Source organism: Pseudomonas sp. S2_C03 (assembly GCF_054668405.1).
In genome coordinates this window covers 3,318,176-3,333,547 of record NZ_CP162766.1, presented here as the reverse complement: position 1 = coordinate 3,333,547, position 15,372 = coordinate 3,318,176, and the positions used below count along the sequence as shown (strand labels likewise).

Here is a 15,372-nt window from a genome sequence, read left to right as displayed (position 1 = left end):
ACGGTTCGACATGCTCGCTCCTACAGGGGTGGGTGGTGTTGGTTAATAGCCGAATTTATCCCGCAACCCGTAATACCACGCCCCCAGCGCTGCAAACGGCGTGCGCAACAATTGCCCGCCCGGGAACGGGTAGTGCGGCAAGTCGGCAAACGCATCAAAACGCTCAGCCTGACCACGCAATGCTTCGGCCAGCACCTTGCCTGCAAGATGCGTGTAGGTCACGCCATGACCGCTGCAACCCTGGGAGTAGTAGATGTTGTCACCCAGGCGTCCCACCTGCGGCAGACGCGACAAAGTCAGCAGGAAATTACCCGTCCAGGAGTAATCGATCTTCACGTCCTTGAGCTGCGGGAATGCCTTGAGCATCTTCGGCCGGATGATTGCCTCGATGTTTGCCGGGTCTCGCGCGCCATACACCACACCACCACCGAAGATCAGGCGCTTGTCGCCGCTCAGGCGGTAGTAATCGAGCAGGTAATTACAGTCCTCGACGCAATAGTCCTGAGGCAGCAGGTTGTGCGCCAGCTCATCGCTCAAGGGTTCGGTCGTGATCACCTGGGTGCCGCAAGGCATCGACTTGGCGGCCAGCTCCGGCACCAGGTTGCCGAGATAGGCATTGCCCGCGACGATGATGAATTTGGCGCGCACCTTGCCTTGGGGCGTGTGCACCACCGGGTTGGCACCGCGCTCGATGCGCACCGCCGGCGATTGTTCATAAACCGTACCCCCCAGCGACTCGACGGCCGCCGCTTCGCCCAGCGCCAGGTTCAGCGGGTGAATGTGACCACCGCTCATGTCGAGCATGCCGCCCACGTACTGCTCGCAATTCACCACTTCGCGGATGCGACTTTGATCCATGAGCTCGAGCTGCGTGTGACCATAACGTTCCCACAGGCGCTTCTGCGACTCCAGGTGGCGCATCTGCTTGGGCGTCATCGCGGCAAATACTCCGCCGTCCTTCAAATCACACCGGATATCGTATTTGGCGACCCGCTCCCGAATGATGCGGCCGCCCTCGAAGGCCATCTGCCCCAGCAACTGCGCCTGCTTGGGTCCGACTGAGCGCTCGATCACATCGATGTCGCGGCTGTAGCTGTTGACGATCTGGCCGCCGTTGCGACCCGAGGCACCAAAACCGACCTTGGCCGCTTCCAGCACTGTGACCTTGAAGCCACTCTCCAGGAGAAACAGGGCAGAGGACAACCCCGTGTAGCCAGCGCCGATCACGCAGACATCAGTCTCGATTTCACCCTGCAGTACCGGACGCGGGGGAACTGCATTGGCCGACGCAGCGTAATAGGACTCGGGGTAGGGGGTGTTCGCCATCCTGCAGCCTCTGTTTAATAAATTTAACGAGTGCAGCGATCCTACCCGAGTTGAAAATCCACCGCCAGCCACCTCAAATGCTTCCGCGCCGCAACGAAATTAAAAATTTTGCATATTCATAGGGTTAGCGCGAAAAAAGGTGTTGACACCCCTCCGGATTTCCGTAGAATGCCGCCTCACAGCAGGCACGTAGCTCAGTTGGTTAGAGCACCACCTTGACATGGTGGGGGTCGTTGGTTCGAGTCCAATCGCGCCTACCAAACAAAATCCGCTCTGCTGGGCGGTCTAGAGGGGTCACCGGAAACGGTGACCCCTTTTTGCTGTCTGCGATTTGCAAAACTTTTGCAAAACTTTTGCAAAACTCCCACCTCAGAACGCCAATTCGGCGCCCACCTCCAGATACTCGATCTTCTTTTCGTCATGCCCCTCCTGGTAGTGCTTCGTCATTTTCTCGTCCGCATGCCCCATCAACGCCTGGATGTATTCCTGCGGGAATTTCTGCTGCTCGTACAGCCACGCCCCCAAAGCGCGGATCTCGTGGAAAGTGGGGCGCTCGCCGGCCGGCACATGGTCATAGGCGTGCGCTGCGTCCCGAGCCTTGCTGAACTCTTTGGTTAGGTAGTCCGGTGTCACCGACGTCCAGTGGTCCTTCGCGTCGATCTGTTCCCGCCTGCGGGCTTTGGGTTTGTAATGGATCAGGTACGGCGACACGATCGGCGATCGCATGCACTCACCGACAACTTCCCGCAGCGCAGCGCCCATGGTGATCTTCAGGTGAATCGGGTTGTCGTAGCCCTGGGTTTTCCCGGGCGAGACCGTCAGCGTGTTCTTGTCCATGTCGACGGCCGACTTCAGCCATGTGACGATGTCCTCGCGGCGCTGCAGGCTGGCCAGTGCCAGACGAATGGCCCGCTTCAGCCAGGGGGGCGTTGTCGCCGCGCCGATGATCGTCTTCAGTCCGTCGAGCGTGTGCCGCTGGCGCTTCTTCTCCGCTTCCTTCTTCACCAGGGTCAGTTCGGCGTTGTTGCGCTCGGCCAGGCCCTTGGCCACGGCAAAGGCGAAGATCTGCACCCAGAGCCCGCGGTGCTTCGTGTAGGCGTTGTTGCTGAACTGGTCGAGGTATTCGGCCATCGCTTGGCATCACGGCCAACGCCGAGTTCATCGAATCGTTGTCCTTTATCCGCCCGCGTGCCCGCTCTTCGCTGTCGGTACCATGACCCCAGCCGACTCCGTTCGACTTCCTGGCCACCGCTTTCATATTGCCGTTGCTCTTGGTCCCGCCATTTGCCCGGTCACTGCCGATTTGAGCAAGGACGTCCTGCGAAAGTCGGTTGTGAGTGTTCGGTGAACAGGGTTCAAGGATCGCGTCTTGGTCGAAGTAGTACTTTGGCGACTTACTGAGCAGGAAAATGTATTCGTGCGATTTGGTACAGCGATCACGCACGCTCTCGGGCATTGGGTTCGGCTTGTGCCAGATGATGTCCTGGCGCAAATACCAACCGTCATCCTGCAGGGCGAAAGCCAAGCGCCACGGCATGCCCATCATGTCCTTGACCTTAATCCCTTCCGTCAGAGGTACGCGATCTGGCGAGATGGCAGCTCTATCGCGTCGGAACGTCAAATTTCCGGTAGAGCGAACTGCGTAGCTGTCACCCATGTTCACCCAGGCCGTGCCGTCGTCGCGGAGTACTCGACGAACCTCTCGAAACACTTCGACCAGCCGAGCAATAAACTCTGCCGGCGTTTGCTCTAGCCCGATCTGACCGTCGACACCGTAATCGCGTAACCCGAAGTAGGGTGGGCTGGTTACACACGTGTGAACTGATTGGTCTGGCAGGGTCCGCATCATGTCGATGCAATCACCAACCAGGATGCGGTGCTGTACTGTCATCGCCGTGGCCCCTTGTAGATGAGCCAGGCCATGTAGGCGATGGCATAGACTGGGATGATCATGGCGCTCTCCTTTCTGGCCGGCCGTACTGGTCGTACTCTGGCCGCTCGGGCGGGTATGCCTCCGCGGTGCAGGCTTGGTCGATGGCTGCGCGAAGGTTCTCGTTGTAGTTTTCGCCCAGCACCCGCTCGCAGGGCTTGCCCATGTAGTGGCCGACGATTTCGATGCTGATGCTGGCGTCATCACCGCCCGGGGTAGGGCAGTCGATGAACCGCACATCCCAGCATCCAGACTCCAGAGCGTCGATGCGGGCCTTGTCGCGGCGCAGCGCTTCCAACTCGGATTGGTCGACCAGGACGAAGTGTGCTTTTTTCATGGCGTCACCTGCTGGCCGAGCAGCACATCGCTGACGACTTCCCAGAGCTGGGCCGGCGACCACTGGAAGCGATCGAAGTCTGTGTCGGGCTGGATGCCGAACTTGCAGGTCGAGTGAGCTCCCGCGGGGTACTCGCCGCGCTTGGCCATGATCGTGGCCACTCGGCCATCACCACCTGGCTCTGTGCGGTGATATGCGTAGGCCTGGGTGTTGTAGTCGTTGCCCGCGGCGATGCCGAATGATCCGGCCGGAACCAGATCAGCGCGCCCATCAGGTGTCCATGGCCGGCCACCACCAGCTGTCCGTGCGCCCTCATGCAGGTACAGCACAAACTCCCCCGCGTCATGGCAGACAAGTTCGAACTCGTGGTTGAACTGAGTGCCAACGATCACTCGTGAAGTGAAGTTGAAGCGGTGGTCGTGGATCGCAGAGTGTTCGAAGCAGGCCCGGCGAGGAAGCTCTGGGTGCCAGACGTGCAGCCGCTGATTGCCCTGGAGTTGAACCTGCACGAAACCAAGGCCATGCAGGGTGATTTTGTCGGTCATGACGTCATCGATGATCATCAATAGTCTCCCCAGCTCAAGCCCTGAATGTATTCGCTCGGGATAGTCACGGCCCCGACTGGAATTGTGCTTTCAACTTCAAGGTTGCCGAAGTAGCCGATAGCGGCCAGTGCCCGCTCCATCGACAATTGCGCATGCCGCAGCTGCCAAGACTTACGCGCCTTGTAAGAGCGCAGTGCCAGGGCCTTGTCGGTGTAGGCGAAGCGTCGGCCCCAAGTGCCGCCTTCCTTCAGCACGCGTTTTCGGCGCTTCTTCACCGCCTCAGCGGTCCAGCTGTATTGCGGGCCGTTCACCAGGTCGCACGTGTGCTTGTCGCCGATGTAGTAGCACTGCGCTGTTTCACCGATCACCTGGTAGGTGATGCAGTGCACCTCAAGACCTTCTGGCCCGATGGTGTCGATATAGCGGTAGTGCTCGGGCCAAGCCGTTTTCATTTCTTCAGGCATGACTTCGTCCTTGCCGCTATAGCGGCTGAAAGTTGTACGAGAAATTTGAATTTGTATAGCTGTTGAGACCAGCTGTCAGTTGCGGTTTAGGCGCGCTTGCGCTTCGTTCTCATCGGTCTAGATTTGAACTCGACTCACCATCACGCGAAATTGGCGGGAGGCGATATGAGACTTCGAGGCGATATCTTCTGGGAGTGGGCAGACCCCGAGCTCCACAGCCGAACGCACGATGAAACTCTCAATGATGGGACTCACATCGATGTGCAAGTCAGGCTATCGCGCAACGGCGAAACACAAATGTTCATCGGGATTTATGGTCCCGACGGAATGGCTTTGTATGAAGAGGCTGATGACTCACACCCACGCGAATCGATGACCAGGGCACTGGCTTGGGGTGTCGGTCGAGCTCGTCAGCTGGCTGCCGCCGGAAGGTCAAGTACTCGCCGAGCGGCTTCTTCGAAGTAGCGACTGAGTTTCAAAGGGGAGGGGTGGTGTAAGTACGGACAGATGGGTATGAACTATTTTCCTCACACCACGCTCAACCGCTTGAGTGACAACTGTTACTCGATGGTGGTGATCTCCGCCCAGGGCAAAGAAATGGTTTCTATCGACGACTTCAGGGTCGAGTCACACCGGCTTCTGCTGGAACTGGATGCCGCCACAATGGGCATGATGCAACTGGTTTCATCAAGAGTTGTTTCAGGCCCGGACTGGGACGTTGCGAGCAGGAGACAGCACGATGCCTATGCGTGCTGGGTTGCTTTTATGAATGCCCCACTCGTTCCAGCTGCCAAGAATTTCCCGCCTGCCTCCTGAGCGCGGCTATAGCGGCTGACTTTGAAGGGTGGGGAGTTACTGCGGAGCGGTGATGGCTTTGCGCATTGACTTGAGGATGTAGTTGAACTGGTCGTCCTGCTCTAAGTCCTCGGCACAGCAAGTTTCTTGGTCGACGTTACGTACGAGCCGGCGCATCAATGCGCACTGCTCATCAATCCGCTGATCCGCTGCGTTCAGGCGCTGCTGCAGGGCGTCACGCTCGGCGGTGAGTCGCGCAACGTCACCCGCATCGGGGTGGGCGTAGAGTGGCACGCTAAATCGCAGCGCTCGGTCCTGCTGGCCGAGGAGGTCGCTATTCATTTTCGCCTGAGCCGAAAGAATCTCGCCTTGCTGAATGCTATTTGGATCAAGCCAAGCCGCCGGTATAGCAGTGGCTGCCGGGGCGGCGCCGAGCATGGCAGCCCAGCACAGTTTCGCGCGGAATGCCGCTTGCTGGCAGCCGCTCATCTCTTGGTATTGCTCCCAGACTTCCTCGTCGGTGAAGCACTCATTTGGCACCGATTCAAAACCGTTGATCACCATGGTTTCGGTCGGCTCGACCGGCACCAGTTTCCATTGACTGTTCATCCTGCGATCTCCATCGATACCAGATCATGGGCATTCACAACCGACATGCCGAGTTCGCGAGCGATGTGTACCTCGAGCCGGGCACCTTTGGAGTTTACCCAGCCGGGCAGCACCGCCACCATTCCGCACAACCCCAAGCGGGTCAGGTCGTAGGCCATGTAATCGGCCCACTCGGCATCGGTGACCACACCGTGCTCGGCCGGGTTCTCGACGACGTAGCCCCGGGCGCGCAGATCGGCGGCCATTTTGTTGAAGGCGGGGAAGTTGAAGTCTTCGAAGCCGGTCATGGGCCCGGCCAGGTACAGGCGGTTGTATCGGTCGCTGGCGAGTGTCACTCCAGATGCTGCTGGCGCCGGCGAGAGGTCGTGCCAGGTCTCGACCTCAAACTCTGAAGGGCGCAGGCCAAGGTGTTTGCCATTTGGCAGCACCGCCGCGACCGCGCCGTGGCTGTTGGTCCATACGGGAAAGATTTGACCTTCAGGGCAGATCGGGCCATCACCCTGCAAGAGTGCGGATGCAATTCCCGGCATCGGATCAGGCACGACTGTCGTGAACATCTTCACCGTGCGCGGCACGCGAGCGCCGAACGGGTAGCTGTTGCTGCGCTTGTGCAGCGCCGGGCAGTCGATGCGGGTTTCTGTGGGCATGGCGATTTCCTATGCCGGGGCATGCCCGGGCGGTGGAGTGAGGGGAGGGTTTGAAGCCGGAGATAATGGTAGAGAGCGCAACGTCTCTCTGAGAATCCGGAGACTTTCCCTTGAAAAGAATTTTTGAAGAGTTGTTGATCCAGGTGCTGGCAGACTTCGCCCTCGGTCAATTTCAGAACCTGATCGAATGGCTCAACACAGCGCCCTGGCAGGTGTGGTTTGCGTGAGTCAGTCGGCTACGGCTTTCGACATAGAGCTGACACTCTTCATCCTGACGCGAGTCAAAAGACAAAAAGTCCCACCATTTACGTCCTGTGACGAACATGCAGCCCTGGACTTGCGGCATGTGTTCCTCGGGCATCCCTTCGAGCCAGGTCCTGACGTGAATTGCCTCGTTGAATGGGCACTTCGATTCGGTGCCCCCGTCTTCGGCGATCAGACCGTCGGGTGAGCATCCGAGCCAGTCATATTTGGGGTGAACGATGAACTCCGACGGGATGACGATGTTGCCAGTCAGCATCTCGTAAGCGTCCTGAGCCTTTTGTTCCTCGGTGTGACCCCACTTCATAGAGGCACTGGTGACGTTGAGTTTGGATTTTTTTGCCAAACGTTCGAAGCACAGTTCGCGCATGTAGGAAGTGCGAGCCCCCATAGGCTCGCGCTTCCCATGTTTGTCAGGCTTTCCCCAGGCCATCACGTCCTTGAACCGGCTGGCAGTGACGCGCCCAGATCGGTCTGCATGCCACTTTTCAGTGCCCTGAAGTTCCGCTCTCACTACGCTGCCTCCTCGGCCTGGGACAGGTCGCTGTTCGTTCCAGTCATATCGGTGAAGTCGGCATCAACCGTTGCGGCCATACTCTTCAGCGCTTCGTGACACTCAAGGCCGATCGCCGCGCGTTGCTTCGGCTTGAGCCCCGCCCAGGCTGCTGCGTAGGCATCAATGTCTTGACGCTTGGCCACGTCCAACAGGTCCGCGAATACCCCGTCGATTTCAGGCGACGGCGATTTCGGCCCAAAGGAAACGCTTGAGGTAGCGGCAGCGTTTGCAGCCTGCCTCACGGGAGTGATATCAATTTCTCCGCCGTGCGAATCTTCGAACTCATCGGGTGTGTAGACGCCAAGGATGACGTCAGGGCAGAACAGTCGCGCCCATTTTTTAGTGACCAGGTACGCGATTTGCTGCTTAGGATCTTCCGCCCAAAGCGTGGAATTCCGCGTGCGCACCTGGGTGAGCAAAAGCTCCAGGGTTCGGGGCTCGTCTTCTCCCTTGAAGGTCGCCCAGACGCGGATACCGAGACCTTTCTCGTCATCAAAGCTCCAGGCAGGAACACGGTATTTTTTGAACTCGCCAGTGTCCTCGTCCTTTTTGGTCTTGCTGGTGACCTCACGCATTTTCCCGATGACGTTTTCCCAGCTGCCGAACCACTCGAAGTTCAAGCGGCCTTTGACAGGGGCCTTGGTGGTGATCACTGCGTTGACGAGCTGAGCCTCGTAGCTAAGTGCGCCGCCGTTGACGATGAACGTTTTCTGCGCGACGGCAAATGGATTCATCTGCCATTGCATCGCTTGGAGCACCACCGCCATGCAGTCAGCCTGATTGCCTTTCAAATGCTTCGGGACGGTTGTCACGCCTTTGGACATCATCAGTGCGAGGTCGCTCATCGACTTCATAGTGCCTGGGTCCAAAATGAGCGCTGCGGCGTTGTGCGATGGATCGTGGTAAGTGGCGAGTCCTGTCGGTGCTTGAGTGTCTGAGTCGGTCATGGCGCCCTCTGTGGCCGACGAGAAGTGCGTCGGCTGCTAGATGGAAAGGGGAGGTTAGAAGCGGATGGCGCGAAGCCAAGCGCGCGCAGTGCCGAGGTCCACATCGAAGCCCAGAGCAACTACCTCGACGATGTCGTCAATCGCCGGCGCGATAGTCGTCACGTCATCTGACTCGGCAGCGATCACCTGTGTGATGACAGGGGCGGCTTCAACTGGAGTCGCAGCCGTGGTGATGACCGGAGTCGGCGCGGCCGCTTGAGCACGCAGGCGGGCCAGCTCTTCTTGGTCACGCTGATACTGCGCATCACGTTCGCGCTGCTGGCGCTGTTGTTCTTCCTGCTGCTCACGCTGTTGGCGTTGCTGTGCTTCCATGTCTCGGCGCTGTTGATCCAGTTCGTCCTGCTGTTGCTTCAAACGCTTGCGGTCTTCTTCGGCGCGTTGCTTGCGCAGTTCCTCCGCTTCTGCATCAGCAATACGCTGCTTCTCGCGCAGCTCATCCAGTTCCTTCTGTTGGGCGGCGAGCTTGGCGGCGGCCTCTTCGCGATCAGCGGCAGCCTTGTGAAGCGTCTCAAGCTGCTCAATAGCGTTGTCGCGAGCGATGGTGCCTTCAGCTTCGAACTCGGCATATTCCTCAGGCAGAATCACGGAATCTTTGACGCTCTGCAGAATGTTCGCGACGTCGGCAGCGCTGCGGCTTGCATATGCAGCAGCGACTGAGCTGAAGCGGGTAATCTTTGCCCGGATGGCTTCGACACGCTCCGTCTCGAGACGCTCACGTTCGGCCTTAGCGTCAGCGGCGCGCTTTTCTTCGGCCTTGATTGCTTCGTCCACAGGGGCCTCGATCGCCAAAACGCGATCCTTCAGCGCTTCGCCAAACTCCTTCACCTGGTTGACGCGAGCCTGCGCGTCTTTGACTTTTTGCTGATAGGGGATCAGCGCCGTCTTGGTGGTGTTTGCCAGGGCGTAGCGCACGTCGCGGATGTCGACACGAACTTCTTTCGCATTCGCCAGACCTTCGTTGGTTGAGCAGTCAACGACCAGGTTTGCGTAAGTCGTCTCCAAGCGAACGATCTGTTCCTCGTGCGGCCGATATTCGGCAATGTCGGTGACGGCGACCGAAGGAGCGACAGATTTTTGTGAACCTTCCTTTTCACTCATATCGAGCGAGTCTTGGGCGAAAGCTTTTTTGGTATTGGCGGACATGACAATTCCTTGCCGCGACGTGCGCAGCGCTTGAAGGTGTGGGTTATTGAGTGACGCGGTCACCAACATCGACGCCATCACCGAGATCATCGACGCGAAGCTGCGGTACCCAGGCTCCGCACTGGTTGGGCTTCAATTCGACGCTTCGCAGTTCCAATCGATCCCCACCAGGTCGTTTGACCTGTATGGCCGGATCATCCGGGTACCGAACAACTATGACGCAGAGACCCGGACCTACACCGGCGTCTGGGATGGCGGTTTCCAAAGCGCCTGGACCGATAACCCCGCATGGATCTTCTACGACCTGCTGCTGCACTTCCGCTATGGCCTGGGCCACCTGCTCAACGCCAGCCAGATCGATAAGTGGGAGCTGTACCGCATCGGGCAGTACTGTGACCAGTTGGTACCGGATGGGAAGGGCGGCATGGAGCCGCGTTTCACCTGCAACCTGTATCTCTCGGTGCGCGCAGACGCCCTGAAGGTGTTGCAGGATATGGCCACCACGTTCCGGGGCATGGCGTATTGGGCTGCTGGTTCGGTCATGGCTGTGGCCGACATTCCGGAAGACCCGGTCTACACCTACTCCAACGCCAACGTCATCGACGGAAAATTCGGCTACTTCGGCTCGGCCAAGAAAACGCGCTACACCGTCGCCCTGGTGAGCTGGAACGACCCGACCGACTTCTACCGGCAGAAGCCCGAGTACGTCGACGACCAGGCCGGTATTACCCGCTACGGCATCCAGCAGACCGAAATCACGGCCACCGGCTGCACGTCTCAGGCCCAGGCACATCGCATCGGCAAGTGGGCGCTGCTCACCAACCGCCTGGAAACGGAAAGCGTGGGCTTCTCGGTCGGCCTGGACGGCACGCTGGCGCGCCCTGGGCAGATCATCCGTGTCGCTGACAACGACCGGGCAGGGCGTCGTATCGGTGGCCGCCTGCGTTCTTCGACCCTGGACACGCTGGTGCTGGATGCCGACGTGACCGCTTTCCCCGGCGACACCATCACGCTGATCATGCCCAACGGCAAAGCCGTCTCGCGCGCGATCAAGTCCGTGGGTTACCCGCTGACCTGGGACAGCACCGGCATTACCTGGGACAACGGCAATGTCACGTTCGACACCACGGGCTTTCCTGCCGAGGTGCAGCAGGTGGTGCTGGCCGAAGATCTCGACGACCTGCCACCGCGCCATTCGATGTGGGCGATCGATTCGCCGACCCTGGCCGTCCAGCAGTTCCGTGTGATGTCGGTAGCTGAGGATTTCTCGGACTCGGAAATCAAGTTCACCATCAGCGCCGTCCGGCACAACTCGAGCAAATACGGCGCCATCGACAACGGCACACGCATCGAACGGCCACCGATCACCGTGATTCCGCCAAGCGTGCAACAGCCGCCGGCGACCGTGACCGTCAGCAACGACCACTTCGTCGACCAGGGCAGTGCCATCAGTGTGATGACCATCGAGTGGGATCGGCCGCCGAACGCGATCGCCTTCGAAGTGTACTGGCGCAAGAACGACGGTGACTGGATCTTCGCGGGCCGCACCGGCACCACGTCGGTTGACGTGAGCGGGATCTACGCCGGCCGCTACGTGGCCAAGGTCCGGGCGATCAACTCGCTCGACATCGGCTCGGTGTTCGCGACGTCCATCGAGACGGTGTTGAACGGGAAGACCACGCCGCCACCGGTGGTGTCTTCGTTCACCGCAGAATCGATCGTATTCGGCATCAAGCTCAAGTGGGGCATTCCCCAGGACGTGAGCACCGCCGACCTGCAGCGCACTGAGATCTGGTACAGCGAAACCAACCAGATCGCCGAGGCCATCAAATTCGGTGACTACGCCTATCCGCAAACCGACCTCACCGTCATGGGCCTTGCGGCCGGGAAGACGTTCTTTTTCTGGGCCCGCCTGGTGGACCGGATCGGCAACGTCGGCGCGTTCTTTGGGCCGGTCTTCGGCCAATCGTCTGCGGACGCCGGCCCCATCCTGGATTACCTGAACGGCAAGATCACTGAAACTCAGCTGAGCCAGCTGCTGCTGGACAAAATCGAGGCGGGTGACGGGTCGCTGGTGCTGATCGAGCAGGTGAAAACTGAGCTGGCGGCGATGTACAGCATCAAGACCCAGCTCACCGTCGACGGGAAGCCTTATTTGGCGGGTATCGGCGTTGGAGTCGAGAACGACGAAGGGATCATCACCAGCCAGGTACTGATTGCCGCCAGCAGATTCGCAATTGTTGACCCCAATGCCTCGGAGATTTTTTATCCGTTCGTGGTCGAGAACAACGTCGCCTACCTCAAGGCCGCATTCATCGAGGATGGGTCAATCACGAACGCGAAGATCGGCAACACCATTCAGTCAAACGACTACGTCGCCGGCACCTCAGGCTGGAAGCTGGGCAAGGCCACCGGCTGGGAAATGAACGGGGCTGTTCCAGGTACTGGCCGGCTGACGATGAATAACACGGTGATCAACGTCTACGACGGCGCTGGAACGCGGCGTGTTCGATTGGGGATGTGGTAATGCCAGCAGGCCTACAAGTGTGGGATCCGGCGGGGAATCTGGTGGTGGATATCACCACCAGACTTTCTCGATTCCTTGGCAGCGTCAACAGTGGTACGAGCGCAGGATCAATCTCTGTGCCGGACTTGGTGCAGGGTACGCCGTTTTACTTCGTGATCATTTCCGGCGGGGCAGTCCCGATCGGCAGCTTCGGGCCGGAAGTGACGTTCTCCGGCACGACAATGAGCTGGACCTTTGCGTCCGGGCGAACCCCTCTCGCGGCCACCATTTTCTACGGAGTTTTCTGATGCCGGCCGGACTACAGATTTTCAACACCGCAGGAACCATCCAGATCGACGAGAATTATCAAAATTACATGTTGCTTGCGAAGGGCAGCGCGACGTCTGGTTCGCTTCTGGACGAGACTGGCATTGCCATGAACGGCATTCAGGTGTTCACGTCGTCAGTAACGGAATTCGTCGCTGTGCGGGGTTCCGACCGGGTGGCGCTGCACTCCATTCTCCCGAGCGGAGCCGGCCTGCGCTACGTGTTTGCTGCTCCATTCGGTTCGAGCGTGACCTTTTATCGGTACGCACTCGGCGTCAACTCCGCGCAGCCCTACGGACTTCAGGTCTTCAATGCTGCCGGCGCCTTGGTTTTTGATGCCATGTGCCCGTCGATGCGGATTGAGACCATCCTGAACGGGCCAGACTACGCGGCTTTCTTCGGAGACTGGGTTTGGAATACGTCTAAGCAATATGCCGTGGCCTACGGTGCATGGTCGGGAAGTACTGGGATGGACGTTACTCCAGTTGGGAACCAGATCCTGATCGAGTACTGGCGCAGCGCACCATCGGCCACCATCATAAACGGCGGCCTCCGTTTCTCACTTAACGCCAGATACTGGACCCGCTCGCAGTTTGTGACATCACCCCCTGCCAGCCCGGCTTTCAAATTCGGTAAGCTCCAGGCCCTCATTGTTGATGTGACCGGCCAGTGACCGTTAGAGCAAATCAAAACTCCGACGACTCCCTTGGGCGGGTATTTTTTCTTGGAGAAAAGCATCGCTGTCCTGCGCGATCACACCAGCGTAGGGGGCTCTGGAATATCCTAACCCTGCTCAGGTACATTGATAAGCCGCTTACAGGAGAAGTGCTCATGTACGATGCAGATGATGTCTACCGTTTGGTTGATAGACTCAATTTGGAACGGCAAATCAGGGAAATAAAGTCTGCACTGGAATCAATTGCATCTCAGGTTAGCTCCGCCGAACATGGCTCTCGGGAAGGGCTAGACGACATCCAGCGTACCCTTGCAGATTCGGATGAAGAACGTCTGCAGCCTGTCAGTGCTTCGCTGGAATCGATATCTGAAACTTTGAGCGAAATCTTAGAAATTGTGAATCGTCCTGACGAGGAGGCGATAACTTGGCCACCGGTAATTGGACAGGTTGTTGCACTTGTAGGATGGGACTACGCCCATGTCGTGAAGGCTGTCGAGATTGAGGACGGGGTAGTTAAGTATTTTGTCGGTGCCAGTACGCAGCGTAGTGATCAGCGAGACGTTCTCGTGAGGCTAGCCGACGTGATTCCGTATAAATGGTAGACCTGCTTGCATTGAGACGAGGCACTTATCGTCAGTGAACTAATGAAGAACATTCGATTGCCCGCCGCCGCGCGGGCTTTTTTTTGCTTGGAGAAAAGCATGCCGATCACCGAAAAAGACCGCGACATCCTTGCCCGAACGATCTGGGGCGAGGCCCGCGGCGAATCGACGCCCGGGAAGGTGGCGGTAACCTGCACGATCCGCAACCGCGTGCTCGATGGAAAAGAGAAGTCTTGGTGGGGTGAGGGTTATGCCGGCGTGTGCCAGGCGCCATATCAATTCAGCTGCTGGAACAGGAGCGATCCAAACTACCCATTCCTGAGCGGTGCCAAGCAGATTCCGTTCCGCGAGCTCGCGCAGTGCCGGGTCGTCGCTGACCAGGTGATCGACGGGAAAGTGCCTGACCCAACCAACGGCGCGACGCACTATTACGCGATCGCCATGAAGAAGCCCCCGGCCTGGGCGGCGAAGGCCAAGCAGACGCTCAAGTTGGGTGGGCACGTATTCTTCAAGGATGTTCCATGACGACCATCATCCTACGAGCCCTTCCTTATATAGGAGCGGTCTTGCTGGTGGTCGGAGCGCTGTTCGGCGCATACATCCACGGGGTCTCGGTCACAGACGACCGATGGCAGGTCAGGTGGAACGACCGCAACACCCTGGACGCAAAGGCACTCGCCGCCAACGAAACGGCCCAGCGCGCCCAGGAGCAGGCCTACCAACAGTCAATCAACAAGGCGGTCCAGAATGGCCAACAGATTATCGACCAGGCAATCACTGACGCTGTCGCTGCTCGCGCTACTGCTGACAGCCTGCGCGGAGCAGCCGACGACCTTGCCGCTCAACTCGCAGCCAGTGAAGCCAGCGGCAATTCCTGCGCTACCGCAGCAAGCAAGGCAGCTGCCCGCGCCGCAATGGTGCTTGCCGACGTGCTCAAGCGCGCTGATGAGAGATCGGGAAATTTGGCGGACTATGCTGATCAAAGCCACGGACGCGGAGTGACTTGCGAACAGATGTATGACGGTATTTCGAAGTAGGGATTTTTGGTTGGTAGAACGTCAGAGAGGGATGTTTTTGAAATGCTATGAATCGCTGTCTAGGATGAAGGTTTCTTCGTATATCGATTTGTATTTGATTTCTAGGCGCAAATTTTCTTCCAAATAGTCCTCAATGGAATTTAGGTTCTTGTCAAATTTCAATGTGACAAGCTCAATCTGCTGGTTGGTGGGTAATACGAATGGAGTGTTGATTGCCTCTATTGCGATGACCGTGCATCGCGTGAGGTTTTCAAACGCGGCCATGAGGAGCTTTTCACCAGTCCCATCCACCAAGACACTATTTGTGAAAATGTTGAGCATATCTATTGTTGCTGGTCCTAGTCCGTCATTTTTTATAATGATCTTGAATGTGTCGTCATCTTCTTCGCTATGTATTGCGAGATGAGGTTTAACTGAGAGACGATTGTGTTTTCGTGACAAATGGGACTGGTATAGGGTCACAAAAAGCGCAAGAAGCGCGATGAAAACGGACGCTATAGCAGGAACGTCATCAGTCCAGTGGGATTCAGGGACTGAATTTATCAAAATGTATTGTATTTCTGACGCCACGAGTAGGTCCTGACTAAGTTGAATCCGGCGATGA

The 15,372-nt window shown here is 58.1% G+C and carries 19 protein-coding genes, 1 tRNA gene and 1 pseudogene; 9 read left to right on the top strand and 12 right to left on the bottom strand.

All coding sequences use genetic code 11. The annotated features are described in order from the left end of the window. Window positions 1-42 precede the first annotated feature (42 nt). Window positions 43-1,326, bottom strand: a complete 1,284-nt coding sequence (locus tag AB4N64_RS15375; protein ID WP_460116716.1) for an NAD(P)/FAD-dependent oxidoreductase — start codon at window positions 1,324-1,326, stop codon at window positions 43-45. Window positions 1,327-1,509: 183 nt separating this feature from the next. Between AB4N64_RS15375 and AB4N64_RS15370 the strand changes: the two genes are divergently transcribed. Next, window positions 1,510-1,586 (top strand) — tRNA-Val (locus tag AB4N64_RS15370). 109 nt (window positions 1,587-1,695) lie between these two features. Here the strand turns inward: AB4N64_RS15370 and AB4N64_RS15365 are convergent. From AB4N64_RS15365 to AB4N64_RS15345, 5 genes and pseudogenes are all read right to left on the bottom strand, one after another. Next, on the bottom strand, window positions 1,696-2,457 hold the full coding sequence (locus tag AB4N64_RS15365) for a tyrosine-type recombinase/integrase (protein WP_460116714.1): 762 nt from the start codon (window positions 2,455-2,457) through the stop codon (window positions 1,696-1,698). Window positions 2,458-2,680: 223 nt separating this feature from the next. Then, window positions 2,681-3,217 (bottom strand): annotated as a pseudogene (locus tag AB4N64_RS15360) (DNA-methyltransferase); the annotation flags it as partial. A gap of 58 nt (window positions 3,218-3,275) precedes the next feature. Beyond that, window positions 3,276-3,593 carry a hypothetical protein gene (locus AB4N64_RS15355; protein WP_460116712.1) on the bottom strand — a complete coding sequence of 106 codons (318 nt, stop codon included), beginning with the start codon at window positions 3,591-3,593 and terminating at the stop codon, window positions 3,276-3,278. Continuing rightward, the gene (locus AB4N64_RS15350) at window positions 3,590-4,156 is read right to left on the bottom strand and encodes a hypothetical protein (RefSeq protein WP_460116711.1); all 567 of its coding nucleotides are present in this window, start codon (window positions 4,154-4,156) and stop codon (window positions 3,590-3,592) included. Before AB4N64_RS15350 ends, AB4N64_RS15355 begins: the two co-directional genes overlap by 4 nt. Next, window positions 4,156-4,602, bottom strand: a complete 447-nt coding sequence (locus tag AB4N64_RS15345) for a hypothetical protein (RefSeq protein ID WP_460116709.1) — start codon at window positions 4,600-4,602, stop codon at window positions 4,156-4,158. Before AB4N64_RS15345 ends, AB4N64_RS15350 begins: the two co-directional genes overlap by 1 nt. A 165-nt stretch (window positions 4,603-4,767) precedes the next feature. Here AB4N64_RS15345 and AB4N64_RS15340 point away from each other — a divergent pair, with 165 nt between their 5' ends. Beyond that, complete coding sequence (locus tag AB4N64_RS15340) at window positions 4,768-5,067, top strand: hypothetical protein (protein ID WP_414864932.1); 300 nt, start codon at window positions 4,768-4,770, stop codon at window positions 5,065-5,067. 48 nt (window positions 5,068-5,115) lie between these two features. Next, complete coding sequence (locus AB4N64_RS15335; protein ID WP_460116707.1) at window positions 5,116-5,418, top strand: hypothetical protein; 303 nt, start codon at window positions 5,116-5,118, stop codon at window positions 5,416-5,418. A gap of 36 nt (window positions 5,419-5,454) precedes the next feature. Here AB4N64_RS15335 and AB4N64_RS15330 read toward each other — a convergent pair whose 3' ends face one another. From AB4N64_RS15330 to AB4N64_RS15310, 5 genes are all read right to left on the bottom strand, one after another. After that, window positions 5,455-6,006: a hypothetical protein gene (locus AB4N64_RS15330; protein WP_460116706.1), complete on the bottom strand. Its 552-nt coding sequence runs from the start codon at window positions 6,004-6,006 to the stop codon at window positions 5,455-5,457. After that, complete coding sequence (locus AB4N64_RS15325) at window positions 6,003-6,653, bottom strand: DUF4406 domain-containing protein (RefSeq protein WP_460116704.1); 651 nt, start codon at window positions 6,651-6,653, stop codon at window positions 6,003-6,005. Before AB4N64_RS15325 ends, AB4N64_RS15330 begins: the two co-directional genes overlap by 4 nt. Before the next feature lie 172 nt (window positions 6,654-6,825). Continuing rightward, entirely contained in the window at window positions 6,826-7,428 is a 603-nt protein-coding gene (locus AB4N64_RS15320; RefSeq protein WP_460116703.1) for a lambda exonuclease family protein, read from the bottom strand. Next, a complete protein-coding gene (locus AB4N64_RS15315) occupies window positions 7,428-8,417 on the bottom strand; it encodes a RecT family recombinase (RefSeq protein WP_460116701.1) in 990 nt (329 codons plus the stop codon). The genes AB4N64_RS15320 and AB4N64_RS15315 overlap by 1 nt, the downstream gene beginning before the upstream one ends. Window positions 8,418-8,471: 54 nt before the next feature. Next, window positions 8,472-9,620 carry a hypothetical protein gene (locus tag AB4N64_RS15310; RefSeq protein ID WP_460116699.1) on the bottom strand — a complete coding sequence of 383 codons (1,149 nt, stop codon included), beginning with the start codon at window positions 9,618-9,620 and terminating at the stop codon, window positions 8,472-8,474. Window positions 9,621-9,666: 46 nt separating this feature from the next. On the opposite strand from AB4N64_RS15310, the gene AB4N64_RS15305 reads away from it, so the two are divergent. From AB4N64_RS15305 to AB4N64_RS15280, 6 genes are all read left to right on the top strand, one after another. Beyond that, the gene (locus AB4N64_RS15305; protein WP_460116698.1) at window positions 9,667-12,147 is read left to right on the top strand and encodes a TipJ family phage tail tip protein; all 2,481 of its coding nucleotides are present in this window, start codon (window positions 9,667-9,669) and stop codon (window positions 12,145-12,147) included. Window positions 12,148-12,191: 44 nt separating this feature from the next. Then, on the top strand, window positions 12,192-12,434 hold the full coding sequence (locus AB4N64_RS15300) for a hypothetical protein (protein WP_460116696.1): 243 nt from the start codon (window positions 12,192-12,194) through the stop codon (window positions 12,432-12,434). Continuing rightward, entirely contained in the window at window positions 12,434-13,126 is a 693-nt protein-coding gene (locus AB4N64_RS15295; RefSeq protein WP_460116695.1) for a hypothetical protein, read from the top strand. The genes AB4N64_RS15300 and AB4N64_RS15295 overlap by 1 nt, the downstream gene beginning before the upstream one ends. Window positions 13,127-13,284: 158 nt before the next feature. After that, window positions 13,285-13,731, top strand: coding sequence for a hypothetical protein (locus tag AB4N64_RS15290; protein WP_460116693.1), 447 nt, complete (start codon window positions 13,285-13,287; stop codon window positions 13,729-13,731). Between the two features lie 99 nt (window positions 13,732-13,830). Continuing rightward, window positions 13,831-14,256, top strand: a complete 426-nt coding sequence (locus tag AB4N64_RS15285) for a cell wall hydrolase (RefSeq protein ID WP_460116692.1) — start codon at window positions 13,831-13,833, stop codon at window positions 14,254-14,256. Then, the gene (locus AB4N64_RS15280) at window positions 14,253-14,768 is read left to right on the top strand and encodes a DUF2514 domain-containing protein (RefSeq protein ID WP_460116690.1); all 516 of its coding nucleotides are present in this window, start codon (window positions 14,253-14,255) and stop codon (window positions 14,766-14,768) included. Before AB4N64_RS15285 ends, AB4N64_RS15280 begins: the two co-directional genes overlap by 4 nt. A 45-nt stretch (window positions 14,769-14,813) precedes the next feature. Here AB4N64_RS15280 and AB4N64_RS15275 read toward each other — a convergent pair whose 3' ends face one another. Beyond that, complete coding sequence (locus AB4N64_RS15275; protein WP_460116688.1) at window positions 14,814-15,338, bottom strand: hypothetical protein; 525 nt, start codon at window positions 15,336-15,338, stop codon at window positions 14,814-14,816. Window positions 15,339-15,372: the final 34 nt, after the last annotated feature.

What these genes read in the sequence shown, in the direction of transcription:
- AB4N64_RS15375 (WP_460116716.1), bottom strand. Translation starts at nt 1,326, where the DNA reads ATGGCGAACACCCCCTACCCCGAGTCCTATTACGCTGCGTCGGCCAAT.
- AB4N64_RS15365 (WP_460116714.1), bottom strand. Translation starts at nt 2,457, where the DNA reads ATGGCCGAATACCTCGACCAGTTCAGCAACAACGCCTACACGAAGCAC.
- AB4N64_RS15355 (WP_460116712.1), bottom strand. Translation starts at nt 3,593, where the DNA reads ATGAAAAAAGCACACTTCGTCCTGGTCGACCAATCCGAGTTGGAAGCG.
- AB4N64_RS15350 (WP_460116711.1), bottom strand. Translation starts at nt 4,156, where the DNA reads ATGATCATCGATGACGTCATGACCGACAAAATCACCCTGCATGGCCTT.
- AB4N64_RS15345 (WP_460116709.1), bottom strand. Translation starts at nt 4,602, where the DNA reads ATGCCTGAAGAAATGAAAACGGCTTGGCCCGAGCACTACCGCTATATC.
- AB4N64_RS15340 (WP_414864932.1), top strand. Translation starts at nt 4,768, where the DNA reads ATGAGACTTCGAGGCGATATCTTCTGGGAGTGGGCAGACCCCGAGCTC.
- AB4N64_RS15335 (WP_460116707.1), top strand. Translation starts at nt 5,116, where the DNA reads ATGAACTATTTTCCTCACACCACGCTCAACCGCTTGAGTGACAACTGT.
- AB4N64_RS15330 (WP_460116706.1), bottom strand. Translation starts at nt 6,006, where the DNA reads ATGAACAGTCAATGGAAACTGGTGCCGGTCGAGCCGACCGAAACCATG.
- AB4N64_RS15325 (WP_460116704.1), bottom strand. Translation starts at nt 6,653, where the DNA reads ATGCCCACAGAAACCCGCATCGACTGCCCGGCGCTGCACAAGCGCAGC.
- AB4N64_RS15315 (WP_460116701.1), bottom strand. Translation starts at nt 8,417, where the DNA reads ATGACCGACTCAGACACTCAAGCACCGACAGGACTCGCCACTTACCAC.
- AB4N64_RS15310 (WP_460116699.1), bottom strand. Translation starts at nt 9,620, where the DNA reads ATGTCCGCCAATACCAAAAAAGCTTTCGCCCAAGACTCGCTCGATATG.
- AB4N64_RS15295 (WP_460116695.1), top strand. Translation starts at nt 12,434, where the DNA reads ATGCCGGCCGGACTACAGATTTTCAACACCGCAGGAACCATCCAGATC.
- AB4N64_RS15290 (WP_460116693.1), top strand. Translation starts at nt 13,285, where the DNA reads ATGTACGATGCAGATGATGTCTACCGTTTGGTTGATAGACTCAATTTG.
- AB4N64_RS15285 (WP_460116692.1), top strand. Translation starts at nt 13,831, where the DNA reads ATGCCGATCACCGAAAAAGACCGCGACATCCTTGCCCGAACGATCTGG.
- AB4N64_RS15280 (WP_460116690.1), top strand. Translation starts at nt 14,253, where the DNA reads ATGACGACCATCATCCTACGAGCCCTTCCTTATATAGGAGCGGTCTTG.